This is a genomic window from Streptomyces sp. NPDC017246, assembly GCF_044331325.1.
Taxonomy (GTDB): Bacteria; Actinomycetota; Actinomycetes; order Streptomycetales; family Streptomycetaceae; genus Streptomyces.
The window spans coordinates 298,537-317,509 of record NZ_JBIRMW010000004.1 but is presented as its reverse complement, the minus strand read 5'-3'; the positions used below and the strand labels follow the sequence as shown (position 1 = coordinate 317,509).

Genomic DNA, 18,973 nt, shown 5'->3' with positions numbered 1-18,973 from the left:
CCACCCGGAACCCCGTCTCGACGACCGAGGAGACTCCCCATGCTCCGACGACACGCCCGCGCGGCGTGTACCGCCCTTGTCGCCGCCGGAATGGCGCTGGCCGGGCTGCAGGCCGGGGCCGCCGCCGCGGCCCCGGACGACGGACACCGCACCCCGGCCGTCAGGACCGCGGCGCGGGCTCTCGGCGCCGAATCCGCCCGGCCCGAGCTGCTCGACGCCATGAAGCGTGACCTGGGACTCAGCCGCTCCCAGGCCCTGACCCGCCTCGCCAACGAGGCCGAGGCGGGTGCCACCGCCGCCCGGCTCCGCCAGGGCCTGGGCGGTGCCTTCGCCGGGGCGTGGGTGGACGGCGCCGAGGCCGGCACCCTGACCGTGGCCACCACCCGCGCCGCCGACGCGGCCGCGATACGGGCCACGGGCGCCCGGGCCCGGCTCGTGACACACAGTCTGACCGCCCTGGAGCAGGCCAAGACGGCCCTGGACCGGTCGGCCACCACCGACGCGCCCGTCCGCTATGTCGACCTCCGCGCCAACGTCCTGGTCGTCGAGGAGATCAGGGCGGGCGCCGGGGCACGGCTGGTCACGGCCACCGGGGTCCCGCGCGGGCTGGTGCGGATCGTCCGCAGTGGTGAGGCCCCCCGCCCGCTGTACGACATCCGGGGCGGCGACGCGTACTACATGGGGGGCGGCGGCCGTTGCTCGGTCGGCTTCCCGGTGACACGGGGCACCACGCAGGGCTTCGCCACCGCAGGTCACTGTGGCCGCGCCGGCACCACGACCAGCGGCTTCAACCAGGTGGCCCAGGGCAGCTTCCAGGGCTCGGTCTTCCCCGGCAACGACATGGCCTGGGTCGCCGCGAACGCCAACTGGACCTCGACCCCGTACGTGAAGGGCTCTGGCGGCGCGAACGTCCAGGTGACCGGCTCGGTCCTGCAGCCCGTCGGCTCCTCCGTGTGCCGCTCCGGCTCGACCACCGGATGGCACTGCGGCACCGTGCAGCAGCACAACACGAGCGTCACCTACCCCGAGGGCACCATCTCCGGCGTGACCCGTACGACGGTCTGCGCCGAACCCGGCGACTCCGGCGGCTCGTACATCTCCGGGAGCCAGGCCCAGGGGGTGACCTCCGGCGGTTCCGGCAACTGCTCCAGCGGCGGCACCACCTTCTTCCAGCCGTTGAACCCGTTGCTGCAGAACTACGGCCTCACCCTGAAGACCACCGGTGTCGACCCGGGCCCCGGTCCGGGCGAGCCCGAGCCGGGCGGCACGTGGGCGGCGGGCAAGGTCTACGCGGCCGGGGACACGGTCACCTACGGCGGCGCGAGCTACCGCTGCCTCCAGGGCCACCAGGCCCAGACCGGCTGGGAGCCGTCGAACGTTCCCGCGCTGTGGCAGCGCCTGTGACCCTGGCCGAAAAGTGACGGAGGGTGCCGCGTACCCGAGGGGGGTGTCGCGGCACCCTCTCCGCGTGCCCGTATGATCACCGCGATCTTGATCATCGTTCCGGGTCAGCGCCACTTCGCGGGGGAGTCGCCACATGAGCAGGGTTCGGGCCGTCGTGGCCGCGGTCGTTCTGGTGTCCGCCGTGGCGGGATGCGGTTCCGGCGGACAGCCGGACGGCAGACCCTCGGACGGAAGGCCGCCGGCCGGGAAGGCGTCCGCGGGGCAGCCCTCCGCAGGAGAGGCGGGCGGGGCTCCGCCCGCCGGAAAGCTCGCCGCCGACCCGGGCACCCGCTACAAGGCCATCGCCGTCCCGGCCCTGGAGGGCCTCGTCTGCGACGAGGGCGACGGCGGCTTCCACTACGGCAGCGGCCTCGACATGAGGATCAGCGGCGACGACGACCTCAAGGAGATCAAGGTCGACAGCAACGACGTCGCCGACGAGGTGTCCTGCTTCGGCAGCCCGCGGAACGTCCTCCGCAAGGGCACGATGTCCGCCTCCGCGCCCATGTTCACGGCCAGGACCCACCTGTACGAGAAGGTGGCCGACCCCGCCGCCGCGCTGAAGAGGATCTTCGCCGCGTCCACGGACAGCGCGACGAGCGACGGCCGTGACTTCACCGGCGAGGCCCGGACCGTCACGGACACCGCCCTCGTCGTCACCTGCAGACAGAACGTCACCGACACCTTCCCCATGACCACCTGTTTCTGGGCGAATTACGGGGCGGCGGGGGTCGTCGACTTCTTCCCGGCGGACGACCGGTACATCCCGATCGAGTCGGCCGTCCCGTGGACCCGGAACTTCGTCGCAGGCGCGCTGCGGACGTAGGACCGGGCACCCGTACGGCTCCTCAGGCCTCCTTCTCGAGCCCCCCTCTGGCGATGACCTCCGCGTACCAGCGCGCACTGTCCTTCAGGGTGCGGCGCTGCGTCGCGAAGTCCACGTGCACGATGCCGAACCGCTTGCTGTAGCCGTACGCCCACTCGAAGTTGTCCAGGAGCGACCAGAGGAAGTACCCCCGGACGTCCGCGCCGTCCGCGAGGGCGCGGTGCACCGCCGCCAGATGCGCGTGGAGGTACGCCACCCGCTCCGGGTCCTTCACCTGGCCCGAGGGGTCGGCGTAGTCGTCGTAGGCGGCGCCGTTCTCGGTGATCACCAGCGGTACGTCCGGCAGCTCGTCGCGCAGCCGGATCAGGAGCTCGTGCAGCCCGTCCGCGTCCACCGGCCAGTCCATCGCGGTCCGCGGCCCGGGAATCGGCTCGAACCGGACGTGCCGCTCCGCGCCCGCCCACGGTGAGGGCGACTCGGAGGTGCCCGCCGCGGCGACGCTGGGGGAGTAGTAGTTGATGCCGAGGGAGTCGATCGGCGCGGCCGCCGTCGCCAGGTCGCCGTCCGCGACGAAGGACCAGTCCGTGACCGACGCCGTGTCACGGATCAGGTCCTCCGGGAGCCGGCCGTGGAACACGGGGTCGAGGAAGATCCGGTTGCCGACCGCGTCGATCCGGCGGGCCGCGTCCACGTCCTCGGGGGCCTCCGAAAGAGCCCGTACGGCATGGAGGTTGAGGGTCAGGGACACCTCCGCGGCGCCGGGGAGCGCACCCCGCAGGGTGCGCGCCGCGAGCCCGTGCGCCAGGTTGAGGTGGTGGGCGGCCCGCAGCGAGGCGAGGGCGCTGGTGCGGCCCGGGGCGTGGACGCCGTTGCCGTAGCCGAGGAAGGCGGAGCACCAGGGCTCGTTGAGCGTGGTCCAGGTCGCCACCCGGTCGCCGAGGGCCTCCGCCATGATGCCGGCGTACTCGGCGAACCGGTACGCGGTCTCCCGGTGCGGCCAGCCGCCCGCGTCCTCCAGCTCCTGGGGCAGGTCCCAGTGGTAGAGGGTCGCCACGGGGCGGATGCCGGCGTCGAGGAGGCGGTCGACGAGACGCCGGTAGAAGTCCACGCCCTGGCGCACGGCCGGGCCGCGTCCGGTGGGCTGCACGCGGGGCCAGGCGATCGAGAAGCGGTAGTCGGTCACTCCGAGCCGGCGCATCAGGGCGACGTCCTCGTCGAGCCGGTGGTAGTGGTCGGCGGCGATGTCGCCGGTGTCGCCGTTGCGCACCTTGCCGGGCGTACGGCTGAAGGTGTCCCAGATGGAGGGGGTGCGGCCGTCCTCGGCCGCGGCCCCCTCGATCTGGTAGGCGGCCGTGGCGGTGCCCCAGCGGAAGCCCTCGGGGAAACGCAGAGCGGTCGTGGTGTCGGTGCGGGCGTCGAGCGCGGTCATGGGGTGGGAACTCCCTGGAGTGAGAGTGGGATGTCTGGGGAGGCGTGAGGAGCGGGACGGGTCGGGGTCAGCCCTTGACCGCGCCCTGCATGATTCCGCCGACGATCTGCCGGCCGAGCAGGCCGAAGACCAGCAGCACGGGCAGCGTGCCGAGCAGCGTGCCCGCCATGATCACGGACTGGTCGTGGACATAGCCGCCGCCGAGCTGGCGCAGGGCGACCTGGACGGTGGGCTCGGAGGAGGTGAGGGCGACGACCGGCCAGAAGAAGTCGTTCCACGCGGCCATGAAGGTCAGCAGACCGAGCACGGCCATGCCGGGCCGGGCGATCGGTACCACGATCGACCAGAAGATCCTCGCCGTGGACGCGCCGTCCACCCGCGCGGCCTCGATCAGCTCGTCCGGCAGCGACTGCATCAGGTACTGGCGCATGAAGAACACGCCGAACGCCGACACCAGACCCGGCAGGATCACCGCCTGGAGCTGATTCACCCAGCCCAGCTCGGCGATCAGCATGAACAGCGGGATCACCCCCAGCTGCGGCGGGATCATCATGGTGCCGACGGTGATCGCGAGGAGCGCGCCCCTGCCCCGGAAGCGGAGCTTGGCGAAGGCGAACCCGGCGAGCGTGCAGCACAGCACGGTGCCGAGCGTGATCGAGCCGGAGACGATGAGGGAGTTGAGGAGCGCCTTGCCGATGTCCGCCTCTTCGAGGACCGCCTCGAAGTTGCGTATCAGGTTCGGGCCGGGCAGCAGCGTCGGCGGGACCTGCGCCAGCTCGGAGTTGGAGCGGCTCGCGGCGACGATCGTCCAGTAGAAGGGGAAGGCGGAGAACAGCACGGCGACGATCAGGATGCCGTACGCGAGCGGACCGGCGTGCATGGTGCGGCCCGCCCCGGACTTCCCGCGCCGAGGCACGAGCGCGCGTGCCGGGGCCTCGGGTACGGTCGGCCGGTCGACGGGCACGGGCGAGGCCGAGGTCGTCTCCGGGCCGATCGGCGCGGTCATCGGCCGGCCTCCTTGCGGGAACGGCGGCGCGCGATCAGGGCGTTCGCCCCGACCACCGCCACGATGAGAAGGAACATCACCCAGGCGATGGCGGCGGCCCGGCCCAGGTGGAAGAAGCCCCAGCCCTGCTCGTACATGTAGAGGCCGAGCGTCTGGTACTGGTGCGAGATGCCGCCCGAGATCGAGCCTTCGAGCAGCAGCGGCTCACCGAACAGCTGGGTCGCGCCGATCGTCGAGACGATGACGGTGAAGAGGATCGTGGGCCGCAGCCCCGGGAGCGTGACGTGGAAGAACTGGCGCCACCTCGAGGCCCCGTCCATCGCGGCGGCCTCGTACAGCTCGTCCGGGATCGACTGCATGCCGGCCAGGTAGATCAGCGCGTTGTAGCCGGTCCAGCGCCAGATGACGACCGTGGACACGGCGATCTGCGAGGCGACCGTGTCGTTCTGCCAGTCGACGGGGTCGATGCCGATCACGCCGAGCGCGTAGTTGATGAGCCCGAAGTCCCGCCCGAAGAGCTGGGCGAAGACGAGGGTGGCGGCGGCCACCGAGGTCGCGTACGGCAGGAGGACCGCCGTCCGCAGGAAGGTGCGGCCGCGCATCCGGTAGTTCAGCAGGTGCGCGAGCCCGAGGGCCATGACCAGCTGCGGCACGGTGGAGAGCACACCGATGGTGAAGGTGTTGCGCAGCGAGAGCCAGAAGTACTCGTCGCCGAGGAGCGCGGTGTAGTTCCCGAAGCCCCGCCACTCCATGTCGCCGGGCGTCTGGAGCTCCACCCGGTACAGCGAGACGAAGGCCGTGTAGATCAGTGGGAAGAGGCCGAAGGCGGCGAACAGGGTGAAGAACGGGGCGAGGTAGGCGTACGGCGAGAACGTCTGCCAGGCCCGCCGGGCGGAGCCCCGCCGCGTGGGCGGCGGGACCGGCCTCGGCGGCGCCGGGCTCTCGGATGCGGTGAGGGTCACGGTGCGGCCCTTCGGGGAGTGGAGGAGTCGTGGAGAGAGCGGGTCCGGCGGCCAGGGGTCAGCCGATGGTGTTCTCGACGCCCTTCTTGGCGTTCGACCAGGCCTTCTCGGGCGAGGTCCCCTTGCGCTCCACCTCGCTCAGCGCGTTCGTGATCTGCTGCGCGATGTTCTGGTCGTGCACGCCGAGCACCTGGACCGGGGCCGCCTTCGCCGCGTCGCCGAAGATCTGCCCGATGGGGGCGTCGGAGAAGAACGGGTCCTTCGCGGCGGAGACCTTCTCGATCGCGCCGGTGGCGGAGGGGAAGTTGCCCTGCTTCTGGAAGAGCTTCGTCTGCTGCTCGGGCGCGGTGAGCCACTTCACCAGCTCGTACGCCTCCTTCTTGTGCTCCGCGGCCTTCGGCACCGACAGGTAGGAGCCGCCCCAGTTGCCGGCGCCGCCGGGGAGTGCGGCGACGTCCCACTTGCCCTTGCCGGACTCACCGGCCTGTCCCTTGATGTAGCCGAGCATCCACGCGGGGCAGGGGATGGTGGCGAAGGAGCCGGCCGCGAACGCCTGGTTCCACTGCGGGGACCACTGGTCGAGCTTGGCGCTCAGCCCGCCCTGGGCGACCTGGACGGCGTGGTCCCAGGCGTTGCGCAGGGCGGGGTTGTTCTCCCAGATCAGCTTCCCGGAGGCGTCGTAGTACCGCTCCTTCTCCTGCCCGATCATGATCGAGTAGAGGCTGCCGGTGCTGTCGATCCAGGCGCTCTTGCCGGAGGACGCCTTCGCCTTGTACTGCTTGCCGAGGGCCAGGTAGCCGTCCCAGGTGGCCCACTTCTTGGCGAGCTCGTCGCGGTCGGTCGGCAGACCGGCCTTCTTGAAGAGGTCCGTGCGGTAGCACATGGCCTCCGGGCCGACGTCCGTGCCGAGGCCGAGGACCTCGCCGCTCTTGCCGGTGGCGGCCGCCCACTTGGCCGGGGCGAACTGGTCCTTGAGGGTGTCCGCGCCGTACTTCCGCAGGTCCTCGAAGCGCTCGGACTGCTGCTGGGCGACGGAGGCGATCCGGCCCACCTCGATGCCCTGGATGTCGGCGAGGCCGGCGTTGCCGGCGAGGCGGGTCTGGAGGGACTTCCAGTAGTCGGCCTCGTCCTCGGTGTCCGTCTGCTTGATGGTGACGCCCGGGTGGAGCTTCTCGTACTCGGCGTACAGCCCGGCCTCCTTGTATCCGAAGGAGCCGAACAGGTCGACGGTGATCGTGACCTTGCCTCCCGCGCCGTCGGCGGACGTGTCGTCCGACGCTCCTCCGCAGGCGGCGAGCAGGGCCCCGGTGAGCGCGACCGCTCCCAGACGGACAGCGGCTCTCCTGGCGGCGGTCGTGGTGGCGGCTCGGGCGATGGGCATGGGAAGCCTCCTTGGCTCCGGAACGGACGAGAGCGACTGAGAGCGCTCTCAAGCATGCGGGTGGAGCGTGCCCGTGATGGAGTCCATCCGTCAAGGCTCGAAGGCGTAACGGACGAGAAGAGCCGTCAAGTCCCGCCTGTGTTCAATCTCTTGACACACTCGTTTCGGCGGTTTTACGTTTCCGGCGACTTGAGAGCGCTCTCTTGGCGCTCCCCGCCCCTCTCCCCACGCATTCCCTCCGTGCCCCCACTCGTCTCGACGACATGAGGTGCCGTACACATGTCAGCCCCCCGCACCAGGCCGGCCGCAGCGCTGATCCTGGTCTCCTCGCTCGCCGCCCTGGGACTCGGCCCCGCCGCCGCACCCGCGGCAGCGGCCACCGTCCCCACCGGCGCCGGAAGCTACTCCGACACCCGCCCCGCCGGGACCTCCGGCCCCACCACCAACACCGGCGCACCGGTCACCCCCAAGGTCACCCCCGCCGCCCAGGGCAAACCCGTCCCCACCAACGACTGGTGGTCCTCCCTCGCCTTCCAGCGGTACGGGGACAACCCCTACTCCACCCCCATGTACGGCCACCCCCTCACCTACCAGGCCGTCGCCGGCGGCCTCGAGGTCGGCTACCCCACCAGCCCCGCCGTCGTCGGCGACGGGCGGCAGTACGAGTTCGCCCACAAGGCCGACCTCACACTCGGCCTCACCGGGCTCAACTCGCCCGACACCAAGGCCGACGCCTGGTCCGACTGGACCGTCACCCCCTACTGGTCCGACGGCGCCCGCACCCTGCGCACCACCATCGGCCACGGCATGCCCTTCGTATACGCCAAGGGCACCGGCGGCGACGCCCGGATCACCGCCGCCGCCGCACCCACCGTCTTCGCCGACCAGGGCAACGTCCTCGGCATCACCGTCGCGGGCCACCACTACGCCCTCTTCTCGCCCACGGGCACCGACTGGAACGTCTCCGGCTCCACCATCACCGCCGGCCTCGGCGGCAAGGACTACTTCTCCGTCGCGGTCCTGCCGTCCACCGACGCGCTCGCCACCTACCGGAAGTACGCCTACAGCTTCGTCACCGGCTCCACCGTGAACTGGAGCTACGACGCCGGCACCGTCCGCGCCACCTACGCCCTCACCACCGAGGCGAAGGAGGGCACCGAGCGCGGCGCCCTCCAGGCCCTCTACCGGCACCAGTGGCTCCACACCACCGACCCGCTCACCCCGTACACCTACGTCTCGCCCCGCGGCACGATGAAGGTCCGGGAGTCGGCGAGCTTCACCACCACCCAGCAGGCCGCCGCCACCCTGCCCGGACTCCCGGGCGGCACCGGCGCCGACACCGCGCGCCTGCGCGGCTACCTGAACGAGGTCGCGAACTCCGCCGACCCCTTCTCCGGAGCCGTCGACACCTACTGGACCGGCAAGGCGCTCGGCAAGCTCGCCCAGCTGGTCCCGCTCGCCGACCAGATCGGTGAGACCGCGACCCGCGACAAGCTCCTCGGCCTGATCAAGGGCCGGCTCCAGGAGTGGTTCACGGCGGGCGGCGCCACCGAGTTCTCGTACGACAACGCCTGGAAGACCCTCACCGGCTACCCGGCCTCGTACGGCAGCGACACCGAACTCAACGACCACCACTTCCACTACGGCTACTACGTGTACGCCGCCGCCGTCGTCGCCCAGTACGACACGGCCTGGGCCGCCGACTCCGCCTGGGGCGCCATGGTCAAGACCCTGGTCCGCGACACCGCCAACCCCAGCCGCACCGACACCGCCTTCCCGTTCCTCCGCGGCTTCGACGTCTACGCGGGACACAGCTGGGCCAGCGGCCACCAGGGCTTCGCCGCGGGCAACAACCAGGAGTCCTCCTCCGAGTCGACCAACCTCAGCGCCGCCCTCGTCCTCTGGGGCTCGGCCACCGGCAACACCCAGCTCCGCGACCTCGGCACCTATCTGCTCACCACCGAGGGCGAGGCCATCGCCCAGTACTGGTTCGACGCCGACCAGCAGGTCTTCCCCGGCTCCTTCCAGCACGACACCGTCGGCATGGTGTGGGGCAGCGGCGCCGCCTACTCCACCTGGTGGACCGCCAACCCCGAGGAGATCCACGGCATCAACGTCCTCCCGGTGACCGGTGGTTCGCTCCACCTCGGCGGACACAAGGACGCCGTCCGGCGCAACATCGCCGAGATGGAACGCGAGAACGGCGGACCCGCCGTCGAATGGCGCGACATCCTCTGGGAGTTCCAGTCCTTCGCCGACCCCGCCGCCGCCAAGGCCAAGTGGGACGCGGGGAACGCCGGTTACACCCCTGAGGCGGGCGAGTCCAAGGCCCACACCTACCACTGGCTGACCGCCCTCGACACGCTCGGCGCACCCGACGCGACGGTCACCGGATCCATCCCCACGTCGGCCGTCTTCGCCAAGAACGGCACACGGACGTACGTGGCCCACAACCACGGCTCGACGGCCCGTACCGTCACCTTCTCCGACGGCAAGTCCCTCTCCGTGCCCGCGCGTTCCACCGCCACCGGCACCGGAGCGGGCGGCCCCGGACCGGACCCCGAGCCGGAGCCGGGCACCGGGAACACCTTCCAGCTCCGCACCGGCGGGACGCTCACCACGGCCACCGGCGCCACGGCCGGCAGCGACACCGTCGCCTCGGCCCAGGGCGGCAACTACGACGGCGCACCGAACCGGCCGCTCGTCTACGAGGCCAAGGGAGTCAACGGCACGCTCAAGGCGGGCGGCGCCACCGCCTTCCGGCTCCAGGTGGACGCCGGTACGGCCGTCGGGCTCGGCCAGCAGGCCCGGATCAGCTACGACCTCACCGGTGACGGCACCTTCGACCGGACGGAGACGTACCAGTACTTCGCGACCGACCCGGTGACCGGCTGGGAGGAGTACGCCCAGTCCCGCGGCCTCAAGTCCGCGACCGGCACGCTCGGCAACCTGAAGGGCGGGACCGTACGGCTGGAGGTCTGGGGCGCGATCGGGAACGGGGACGCACGCGTCCAGACGGGCACGGACCGGTCCGTGGTCGTCATCCCGTTCGACTGACCCCGATCCTCGGGGGACTCCTTCGGGGTAAGGCGGCGGGTCCGGGTTCCTCCTCACCCGGGCCCGCCGTCCCCGCGTGGTCCCGCGCCTGCTCCTGCTCCGTGCCCTGTGCTACGTGCTGCGTGCTGCGTGCTCCGAGTTCCGTGTTCCGGCCTCGGGCCTCGGGCCTCGGGCCTCGGGCCTCGGGCCTCAGGCCGAGTCGCGGCGTACCAGCGACGTCGGGGTGATCACGGAGGGCGGGATCTCGGGCCCGGTCCCGTCGAGCAGCCGCATCAGGAGCTTCACCATCAGCCGGCCCATGCCCTCGATGTCCTGGTGCACCGTCGTCAGGGCCGGAGAGGTCCTGCCGACCACCGAGTCCATGTCGTCGAAACCGACGACGGCCACATCCTCGGGCACCCGCACACCGCGCTCCCGCAGGGTCAGCAACGCACCCGAGGCCATCAGGTCGTTGGCGACGAACACCCCGTCGACGTCCGGACGCCGGTCGAGGAGTTCCGCCATGGCCCGGGCGCCGCTCTCCTCGGTGAAGTCGCCCCGGCACAGCAGGGTGGGATCGGCGTCGATGAGGACGTCGCGATAGCCGTGGATCCGGTCGAGCGCGGACGTCTGGTCCTCGGGACCGGAGATGTGGGCGATGGTCCGGCGGCCGAGATCCACCAGGTGGCGTACCGCCTCCCGGGCGCCCCCGCGGTTGTCGCAGTCGACGAAGGGCACGGACGGACTCGTACCCGTCGCGGGCCGGCCCCCGAAGACGACGGGAATGCGGGTCCGGTCGATGACGGCCGGCAGCGCGTCGTCGTTGTGCAGCGAGAAGGCGAGCGCGCCGTCGACGTGACCGCCGCCGAGATAGCGGGCGATCCGGTCGTGGTCGCCCGGGCCCTCGACCCACAGCAGCACCAGCTGGGCGTCGTGCGCGGTGAGCTCGCGGCTGATGCCCCGTACCTGCTGCTCGAAGAACGGGTCCGAGAACACCCGGAACTCGGGCTCCGCGATGATCACCGCCACGGCGCCGTTGCGCCGGGTGACCAGGGTGCGGGCGGCGTGATTCGGTACGTAACCGAGCTCCTCGACGGCCTTGCGCACCTTCTCGACCAGCGGAGGGCGCACGCCCGCGCCCCCGTTGACGACCCGGGAGGCCGTGGCGCGGGACACGCCGGCGCGAGCGGCGACGGCTTCCAGCGTGGGGCGGGGCCCCGTGGTCTGCTCGGGCAAGGCGGGCGCTCCTCGGCTGTGTGGGCTCGGCTGGGCTGCGGTGTGCGGTCTGCGGCGTGGAGTGTGCGGCGTGCGATGTACGTTCCGGTGCGGATCAGGATATCTGTAGCCCCCACGCTCTGAGAGCGCTCCCAGCCCGATTGCCTCCCACCGACTCCCGAGGGCCTCGGGAAACCCCGTTGCCGCACCTCCGGCGGGCTGACTACCGTCTGGGCCCTACGACGTGTAGCTCAGCAGCAGAGCGCCGGGCTCGGGACCCGGAGGGCGCGGGGGCGGAACCCGCCACGTCGGCTTATGGACACCAACGCTGACAAGCAGCCACCGATCGTGTCGGGCTCCTACGCCGAGGGGCAGCTGGCCCGTGCCTTCGTCACCGCGCTCACCCACGAGGACCCCGCCACGCGGGCGCGTGCCGAGGCGCGGGCCGGCGGCTGGCGGCGCGTGCTCGCGGGTATGACCGCGGGCACACTGAAGGTCGGCTCGCGCACACCGGTGCGCGATCTGCCCGCCTGGGTGACCCTCGAAGTGCTGCACGGAGGCTTCGCCACGGGCGCCGCCCGGGCCGGCGGCCCGCTGCTGCCGTACGAGGCCGAGGCGGCGCGGAAGGCCGGTGTGCCGGAGGACAGGGAAGCCCTCTTCGCCCACTGCCTCACCGCGGAGGGCCTCGCGGAACTGTGGGCCCTCCTCGACAGCACCTGTTACGAGGTGACCGTCCCCGAGGAGGCCGCGCTGCTCACGGTGGCCTGGCTCGTACGTGCCGGGGAGTCCGACGCGGCTCTCGAACTGGTCCGGGAGATCGGCCCGTTCGCGGCCACCCTGCGGTTCACTCCGCGGCCGACCGCGTCCCCGGCGCCCGCCGCCGACGCCGTGCAGCGCCGTACGGTAGCGGAGGCCGGGGCCACGCTGGCCGGCCGAGGCCCGAACGGCGCCGTGGAGACCCAGCGCGAGGCGCTCGGCGTCTGGCGCCCCTTCGAGGACGAGGTGCTCCGGCACTGGCTGGAGACGGCCGGGCCCGACCACCGGGTCCTCGACCGCGAACCCGGAGACGGGTGGCACGAGCGCGGTGCCGCCCTCCTCGCCCGCTACCGGGTCCTGGCCCGGGAGCACACCCTCTGCGGTGGGCACCGCGACCCCAAGGGCAACCCCGGGATCCTGCGCGGAGCCCTGGAGGAGACGGCGGCCGGGCGGCCGCTCGACGCGCGGCGGCTCGGGCTGCTGCGGCACGCCGTCGCCTCGATGGTCCGCAAGAGGGGCCTGCCCGGCTCGGAGCGGCACACGGCGATACGGAGTGCCCAGGCGGCCCAGGCCGCCCTGCCCTCCCACCGGGACGTCGCCCATCTCGTCGCCCACCGGATGTCCGGCCTCCCGCAGGACTCCGGCGCGACCGATGTGGCCGCGCTCGTCGTCCCGGTGACCGAGGCCGAGCAGCGGCGGTCGGGCCTGCCCGCGGGGACGGCCGTGCCGCCCGCCCTCCGCCGGGTGGTCGAGGCGGCACGCAGCGCGCCCCTCCACACCCTGGTGGAGCTCGGTGTGGTGCCCTCCGCCGAGGTGATGGCCGAGCTGGTTCCCCAGCTGGTCGCCGCCGAGACCGCCGGGGCCTACCCCGACGCGCCGCTGCGCGCCCTGACGGCCGCGAACTACCGGGCGTTCCGCAACCGCCGCTCCCTCCTGATGCTCAACCTGGAGCGGCAGGTCAGGCCCGAGGAACTGCCCTGGGTCCGCGCGGTCTCGGCCCACCGGGTCTCGGACACGCGCGTGCGTGCCTCGGCGCACACGACGCTGCGCCGCCTCGCCGAGGTCGCCGTGGACGGCTTCCCCGGCACGCTGCTGCCCAACCCGCTCGTCCGCGAACTCGCCGTGCTCACCCGCAGGACCGACCTGGACGCCCCCCTGGTCGAGGAGCTGGCCGCGGACATCTTCATGGGCACCTTCAGCCCGAAGTTCCAGGCGGCCGCCGTGGTGGCCGGGGAACTGCTCGGCGGCGGATCGCTGTACGAGCGGTACTACGGCATCGACTACGCCGCCGTGCGTGCGTCGGCCGACGGCAGGGGCGGGCGCGGGGCGGCCCGGAGGCGCGCCCCGCGGGACGCGCCGGAGTTCGCCGCGCTGTGCCACGAGCGGGCCGGAGCCCCGCACTCCTACGGCGTCGCGGAGAACGGCACGGTGATCGAGCAGGCCCAGATCCTCACCACGCACAACCTCGCCACCCTGGTCCACCGGGTCGGCATCGCTCCCGCCGCCGGCTGGGCGGACCTGGCCGGGCGCTGCTTCGTCACGGTGTGCCGCCTGACGGCCCGGGCACAGCACGAGCGGCGCCCGCTCGGCACGGTCAAGGACGCGGCGTACGCCTGGCGCCAGATGCTGTTCCACCTGTCCCTGTGCGACGACGGCGAGGTGGCCGGGGTGCTGGCACGGACGCGTGGGGAGGCGGCGGGCCACCCCGCGCGGGTGGCCGCCCGACTGGCACCGGCCCTGGCGGGTCTGCGCCTGGTCGTCGACGGCGGGTCCTTCGCCGCCGACGGCACGGCGGACTCCGGACGGGCCCGCAGGCTGACCGGCTGGACCGCCACGGGCGACCACTGGCTGTGCGCCGGACCGACGGGGCCGGGGCGCCGCTGAGCCTTCTCCGGCGGGGGCGGCCCGGGGCTCCCGGCGGAGAGGGGCGGCGGTGAACACCCGCCGCCCCGGGCGGTGTCAGTGGTGCGTGCGACGATCCCGTGCATGATCGCCTCGCTCGAAGCCCTGTTGCCCGTCACCGTCCGGACACACGTCTCGACCACGTACGCCGACTGGGCCGCCGCCCACGACCCGGCCGCCGCCGCGGCCGCGCGCGACCTCACGGAGGCCATGGGGTCCGAACTCAGCCGGTCCTGGACCAAGCCCGGCGCGTTCGTCGACTCGATGGCGTGGCACGCGCGACGGCTCCCGACGGCCCACCTGCCGTGGTTCTGGGACACCGTGGGCCACCGGCTGATCGGTTACGGGAGCCGGCCGGGCGGCAGGGCGTACGTGGCGGCGCGGGCGGCCGAGGCCGAGCACGGTCTGCCGGTGGATCCCGCCTACCGCCGGGCCAACGGGCTGCTGTTCGCCGGGGGCGGGGCCATGCCGGCCAAGGAGTTCGGGGCCCATCAGCGCTTCCTCGCCGACACCCTGGCGCCGGTCGAGGCGTACGCGGCCCTGGGCGCGTTCCTGACCGCCTGGGCGGGCTCCAAGGCCGACCTGCCCGCGGACCTGGTGCGCCGGGTGCGGGCCTCCGCCAAGGCCGCCGGACACGGCGACGCCGAGATCGCCCGGGTGGTGGCCGCCATCGTCTCGGTCACCCGGAAGAAGTCGGTGCCGGACGCGCTCCTCATCGCCGCCGAGCCGCTCCTGACGGCCCATCCGCCGACACAGGAGATCGCCGCGGGACTCGTCGAGGTCTTCCCCGAGAGCGTCACCGACGGCGGGGCCTGGCTGAGGGTGCTGACCGGATGCGGCGCGACGGAGGCGATGGAGGCCGGACGGGTGGTCCCGGAGGGCGGACTGCACCACTGGGTCGGGCACTTCGTGCACATGTACCAGTACGCGCAGCAGCCCCGCGGCGGAGTCGGCCGGCAGCAACTCCCGCCGGAGTTCCTCGACCTGGTGGGCCGGCTGGGGCCGCGGCTGCGGGCGGCGGGCGAGCCCGTGACCGTGCACACCACCCGCCACCACTACAAGGGCTTCGACGCGGACGTCCTCGACGCCTGTCTGGCGGCCGGGGTCGCGGTCGTCGACCCGGGTCCCGAGATCCGGATGCGCTTCTGGGGCGAGCGGTCCCGGCGGGACCTCGCCGCGCTCGCCGCCGACCCGGTGTTCGGTCCCCGTCTCGAAGGAACCGTGCACGCCGGAATGACGCCGAACTGGTACGGCGCGCCCCGACGCAGGGCCGGCTCGGCCGTGACGCTGCTCCCGGGCAACGAGGGCATCGCCCAGGAGGTGGCCGGGCGGGTCGGCAAGCTCGTCGACACCGTCGGGGGCGGCGGCATGGCGGGAGCCGAGGAGGCCGTCGCCGAGCTGGAGACGCTCCTCGACCGGCCCACGGTCACGGCACTCGGCGGCGTCGGCGACGCCCTCGCGGACAGCTCCGCCGCAGGCGCGCTGCGGCGCTCGCTGGCGGCCGGCCTGCCCGAGGAACTGGCCTGGCCCGCGCTGGAGGCGGTGTACGAGGAGTTCGCCGCGGACGCCGTGCGCGCCGCGGCGGGAGACGGCACGGCTCCGGACCGGACGGCGACGGCGGACGCGACGGCCACGACGGGCGCGCCGGAGAAGACGGCGGGGACGGACGAGGCGGAGGCGGCCGGCGTGGCCGATCCGGTCGGTGCGGTCGGGCTGCCCGGAGTGGCCGGTGTGACCTCCACCTGGCCGGTGCTCACGGTCTTCGGACGCGACCGGGCCGTGGCCGTCGCCCCCGACGGGGTGCGCGGCTCCTGCCGCTTCACGGTGCCGGAGGACGCGACCATGTTCGCCGTCCACTACGCCGGCGGCTCCTTCCTGGTGAGCTGGAGCCTCAAGCCGAACCCGTACTACTGCGACACGGCCTTCTGGGCCGAGCGGCCCGACGAGGTGTTCACCCCGGAGGAGCACGGCGGTCTGGTGCCCTTCGGCGGCAGCCTGGACGGGGCCTACGGCTTCCAGTTCGAGACCGCCGACGGGGGAGGGCGGCACGGCGGTCTCCGCGTGATGCGTCCGGGCGACACGCAGGGGATCGACCGGGAGGAACTGCAGCTCGGCGACGGCTCCCGCATCTGGACCAACGCCGTCTACGGGCAGGGGTGGCAGGCGGTGGATCCGGTCACCGGCACCCGCACCGGCGCCACGCCACTGCCGGACTTCCCGGGCCGCGCCGCGAGCACCGATCCGTCCGTCCGTCCGGCCGAAGCCGACATGACCCTGGCCCGCGAGGCCCTTCAGCTGGCACCGCTGCCGGCGGGAGTGGCCGACTCCCCGCTCGGCAGCCGGGACGGGCTCGTCGGGACCCGGATCCTGTTCCGCACCCGGTACCGCGGCAACGCTCCCGACCACTACCTCCTGGAGAGCGTCGACGGGCGCACCGCCCGCTTCGGCATCGACCGGCCGGGGCAGGAGCCCTGGGGTCTCTGGGCGCCGCCCGAGGGCGCGGCGGAGGACGTCGTCCTCGCCGAGGCCAAGACCTCGACGGGCGTCCGCGCCTACGCCGCCGACGGCACCCTGCTGTGGGAGTTGGACGGACACCACTCGCCCCGGCACCCCCGGGTCAAGCCGGTACGGCAGGTCGGCGTCTCCCACGGCGTGGCCCTGCCGCCCGCCTTCTGGTACCTCCTGCGGACCCGGGACACCGCAGGGTCCAAGGCACTGCGCTCCGTGGAACGGCACACGGCGGACACGCTCCTGGCCGCCGCCTTCGAGGGCAAGGAGGCGCTGCGCGCCGCCGTGGCACGGGAGCTGCCGGACGTCACCGAACGGGTGCTCGTCGAGGCCGTCGTGGCGGTGACCGAGCGGGCCGCCCGTGTGGAGGAGCGCCGGCGCGCCCTGCACCGGCGCGTCAGCCTGCTCTCCGAGGCGCCGCCGGTCCTCCCGAGCCGCGCCGTGCCGGACACCGAACTGATGCCCGCGCTGTTCGGCCTTGTCGTGGACGGAGAGCGCGACCCCTGGCGCCGTACCCCGGACGGCGCCCAGCCGGCGACGCTCAGCGCGCTCGCAGCCGACGGTGCCTGTCTGGCCGGGACGATCGTCGAGGAGGTGCGGCGGCTCTCTCCGCCCGCCGTGCCGCACGACTGGTCGCAGCTGCTCGGCGCGATCGACGCGGTCGCCTGGCGGGCCGCCGTGGCGCCGACCCCCGACCCGGAGCGGGCCGCCCTCCTCGCGCTCCTGGAGACCTGGGCCGACCAGCCGTTCGCCCGGCCCGGCAGCCGCTGGTGGGTGGGCCGCACCTCCGACGACGGGGCTCTGGACGGGCTGCGGCAGGGCGGTGCGCCCGTGGCGTCGGCCGCGGTGTGGGACGGCGGGAAGACCAGCTGGTTCGTGGCGCCCGCCGGTCACGAGACGGGCGGCGACCCCGTCCCGCGGGCCGTTCCCGAGGCCCGGCTCGTGCGGGTGGAGCGCGATGACGCGGCCCGGCTGCGGGCCCTGATCGCGGCGATCGACGCGCACGGCCCCCTCGCGGTGCCGGAACCGGCGGCCGCGCGCTTCGCCGAGCTGACGGGCGTCCGCCGATCCGTGGCCCGGCTCGTGGTCGCCGGTCTGGTCGGCCGCGACGACCGGGACGCGGCCCGCTCCCTCGCCCGCAAGGCCCCGTACAAGGCGAGCCCGATGACGGCCGAGGCGTACGAGAAGCTCCGCGCACGGCTCGGCGGCGGCGGCCGGCGGGCCGTCCTGGCCGCCGCGCTGCCCGGGGACCCGGCCGAGCTGTGGCGGCCCGGCGGGATCGAGGCGGCCGTGGAGCGGATGGCAGGGGTCTGGCGCGAGCGGATCGGGACGCTGTCCGCCGTGCACGACGAGGCGGCCGACGCCCTGGAGGCCGACCTCGGCCTCTCCGAGGTGTGGGCCCGGCGCCTCGCGGGCGGCTACGAGGCCGCCGAGGACTCGACCGTGCCCGCGGCCGGCTGGGACCTCGCGGCGCCCCGGTACGGCCGGGGGGTGGAGGTGAGGGCCCTGCCGCCGGCGGGACACGAGCTGCGCTACGGCACCCCCGTGGGCCTCGCGATCGGAGAGACCGCGAGCGCGTTGGTGTGGGCGTGGACCGACCGGCCCGTCGGCGATCCCGCGGTGACCGGAGCGCCGGCCCTGTACGCGCGCCTGCGCGCCGAACTGTCCCGTCCGGAAATGCTCCTCGACCTTCCCGGTGGGCGCATCCAGGACTCCACGGTGCCGATCGCCGAGCGGTTCGGGCCCGCCACGCTGCCCGTGTCGCAGGAACGCCGGAAGGAGGAGGGGGAGATGCCTCCGACGACCGCGTACGACTCCGGCCCGCTGATCGTCTGCGTCCCCGGCGGCGACGCCTTCCTGCGGCCCGCCGAGGTCGCCGACCCCGAGGTGTGGCGCCGCGTCCGCGAGATCACCGATCTCGCGGAGGAACTCGACCGGTTCGCGCCGCTGCTCGTCGGCGGCGGACTCCACCGGATGATGCGCCGGGCGGGCTCGGGAGCCGTACCGGACGGCGCGTACGAGGCGGATCCCCGGCAGTCCTGCCCCGAGCTGGTCGCCCGCGTGGCGGAGGAGCTCGGTGTGGGGCCGGACCCGGCCGCCCTGTACCTCCAGCTGGCGGCCCTCGCCGCGCCCACCGACCGGAACGTACGGAGGTGGAACGGCTGGACGACCAAGCGGCACACGGAGGTCAGGGCGGAGCTGCTCGCCACCGGCGCGGTCCTGGAGGCCAAGCGGGCAAGGGCGGGCCGGACCCTGTTCCTGCACGGCGAGTGGACCGAGCTGAAGTCCCCTCACCTGCCGCTGGAGAAGGTGAAGCTGGCGAGCCACCGGGTGCGCCCGATGTACGGCAACCAGCTCCGTGCCCCGTTCGTACGGGTGCTGCCGACGGCGCCGCTGCACGAGATGTTCGCCGAGGCGTGGGAGCGCGAGCGGGGACAGGACGCCTGACGAGGGCCGAGGACCGAGGGCCTCCGGGCGGTGCGGGCACCGTGTCCGCACCGCACCCGGA

At 73.5% G+C, this 18,973-nt stretch carries 10 protein-coding genes and 1 tRNA gene; 6 read left to right on the top strand and 5 right to left on the bottom strand.

Annotated elements, in window-relative coordinates; all coding sequences use genetic code 11:
- Positions 1-39: 39 nt before the first annotated feature.
- A complete protein-coding gene (locus tag ACH4MY_RS12085; RefSeq protein WP_398001194.1) occupies positions 40-1,404 on the top strand; it encodes a carbohydrate-binding protein in 1,365 nt (454 codons plus the stop codon).
- Positions 1,405-1,537: 133 nt separating this feature from the next.
- Entirely contained in the window at positions 1,538-2,269 is a 732-nt protein-coding gene (locus ACH4MY_RS12080) for a hypothetical protein (RefSeq protein WP_398001191.1), read from the top strand.
- 22 nt (positions 2,270-2,291) lie between these two features.
- Here ACH4MY_RS12080 and ACH4MY_RS12075 read toward each other — a convergent pair whose 3' ends face one another.
- From ACH4MY_RS12075 to ACH4MY_RS12060, 4 genes are all read right to left on the bottom strand, one after another.
- Positions 2,292-3,698 (bottom strand): GH1 family beta-glucosidase, encoded by a 1,407-nt coding sequence (locus ACH4MY_RS12075; protein WP_398001189.1) that lies wholly within the window; start codon positions 3,696-3,698, stop codon positions 2,292-2,294.
- A 67-nt stretch (positions 3,699-3,765) separates the two neighbouring features.
- Positions 3,766-4,704, bottom strand: a complete 939-nt coding sequence (locus tag ACH4MY_RS12070) for a carbohydrate ABC transporter permease (protein WP_398001186.1) — start codon at positions 4,702-4,704, stop codon at positions 3,766-3,768.
- Positions 4,701-5,666, bottom strand: coding sequence for a carbohydrate ABC transporter permease (locus ACH4MY_RS12065; RefSeq protein WP_398001183.1), 966 nt, complete (start codon positions 5,664-5,666; stop codon positions 4,701-4,703). Before ACH4MY_RS12065 ends, ACH4MY_RS12070 begins: the two co-directional genes overlap by 4 nt.
- A gap of 58 nt (positions 5,667-5,724) precedes the next feature.
- The gene (locus ACH4MY_RS12060) at positions 5,725-7,047 is read right to left on the bottom strand and encodes an extracellular solute-binding protein (protein ID WP_398001181.1); all 1,323 of its coding nucleotides are present in this window, start codon (positions 7,045-7,047) and stop codon (positions 5,725-5,727) included.
- Positions 7,048-7,326: 279 nt separating this feature from the next.
- Here ACH4MY_RS12060 and ACH4MY_RS12055 point away from each other — a divergent pair, with 279 nt between their 5' ends.
- On the top strand, positions 7,327-10,104 hold the full coding sequence (locus ACH4MY_RS12055; RefSeq protein WP_398001178.1) for a glycosyl hydrolase: 2,778 nt from the start codon (positions 7,327-7,329) through the stop codon (positions 10,102-10,104).
- A 189-nt stretch (positions 10,105-10,293) separates the two neighbouring features.
- On the opposite strand, the gene ACH4MY_RS12050 is transcribed toward ACH4MY_RS12055, so the two are convergent.
- Entirely contained in the window at positions 10,294-11,319 is a 1,026-nt protein-coding gene (locus ACH4MY_RS12050) for a LacI family DNA-binding transcriptional regulator (RefSeq protein ID WP_398001177.1), read from the bottom strand.
- Positions 11,320-11,538: 219 nt separating this feature from the next.
- Between ACH4MY_RS12050 and ACH4MY_RS12045 the strand changes: the two genes are divergently transcribed.
- The 3 genes from ACH4MY_RS12045 (at position 11,539) to ACH4MY_RS12035 (ending at position 18,912) form a co-directional block, all read left to right on the top strand.
- Positions 11,539-11,610: transfer RNA gene (locus tag ACH4MY_RS12045), tRNA-Pro, on the top strand.
- A gap of 3 nt (positions 11,611-11,613) precedes the next feature.
- Entirely contained in the window at positions 11,614-13,938 is a 2,325-nt protein-coding gene (locus ACH4MY_RS12040) for a hypothetical protein (protein ID WP_398001175.1), read from the top strand.
- Between the two features lie 102 nt (positions 13,939-14,040).
- Entirely contained in the window at positions 14,041-18,912 is a 4,872-nt protein-coding gene (locus tag ACH4MY_RS12035; RefSeq protein ID WP_398001173.1) for a hypothetical protein, read from the top strand.
- The last annotated feature ends 61 nt before the right edge of the window (positions 18,913-18,973 follow it).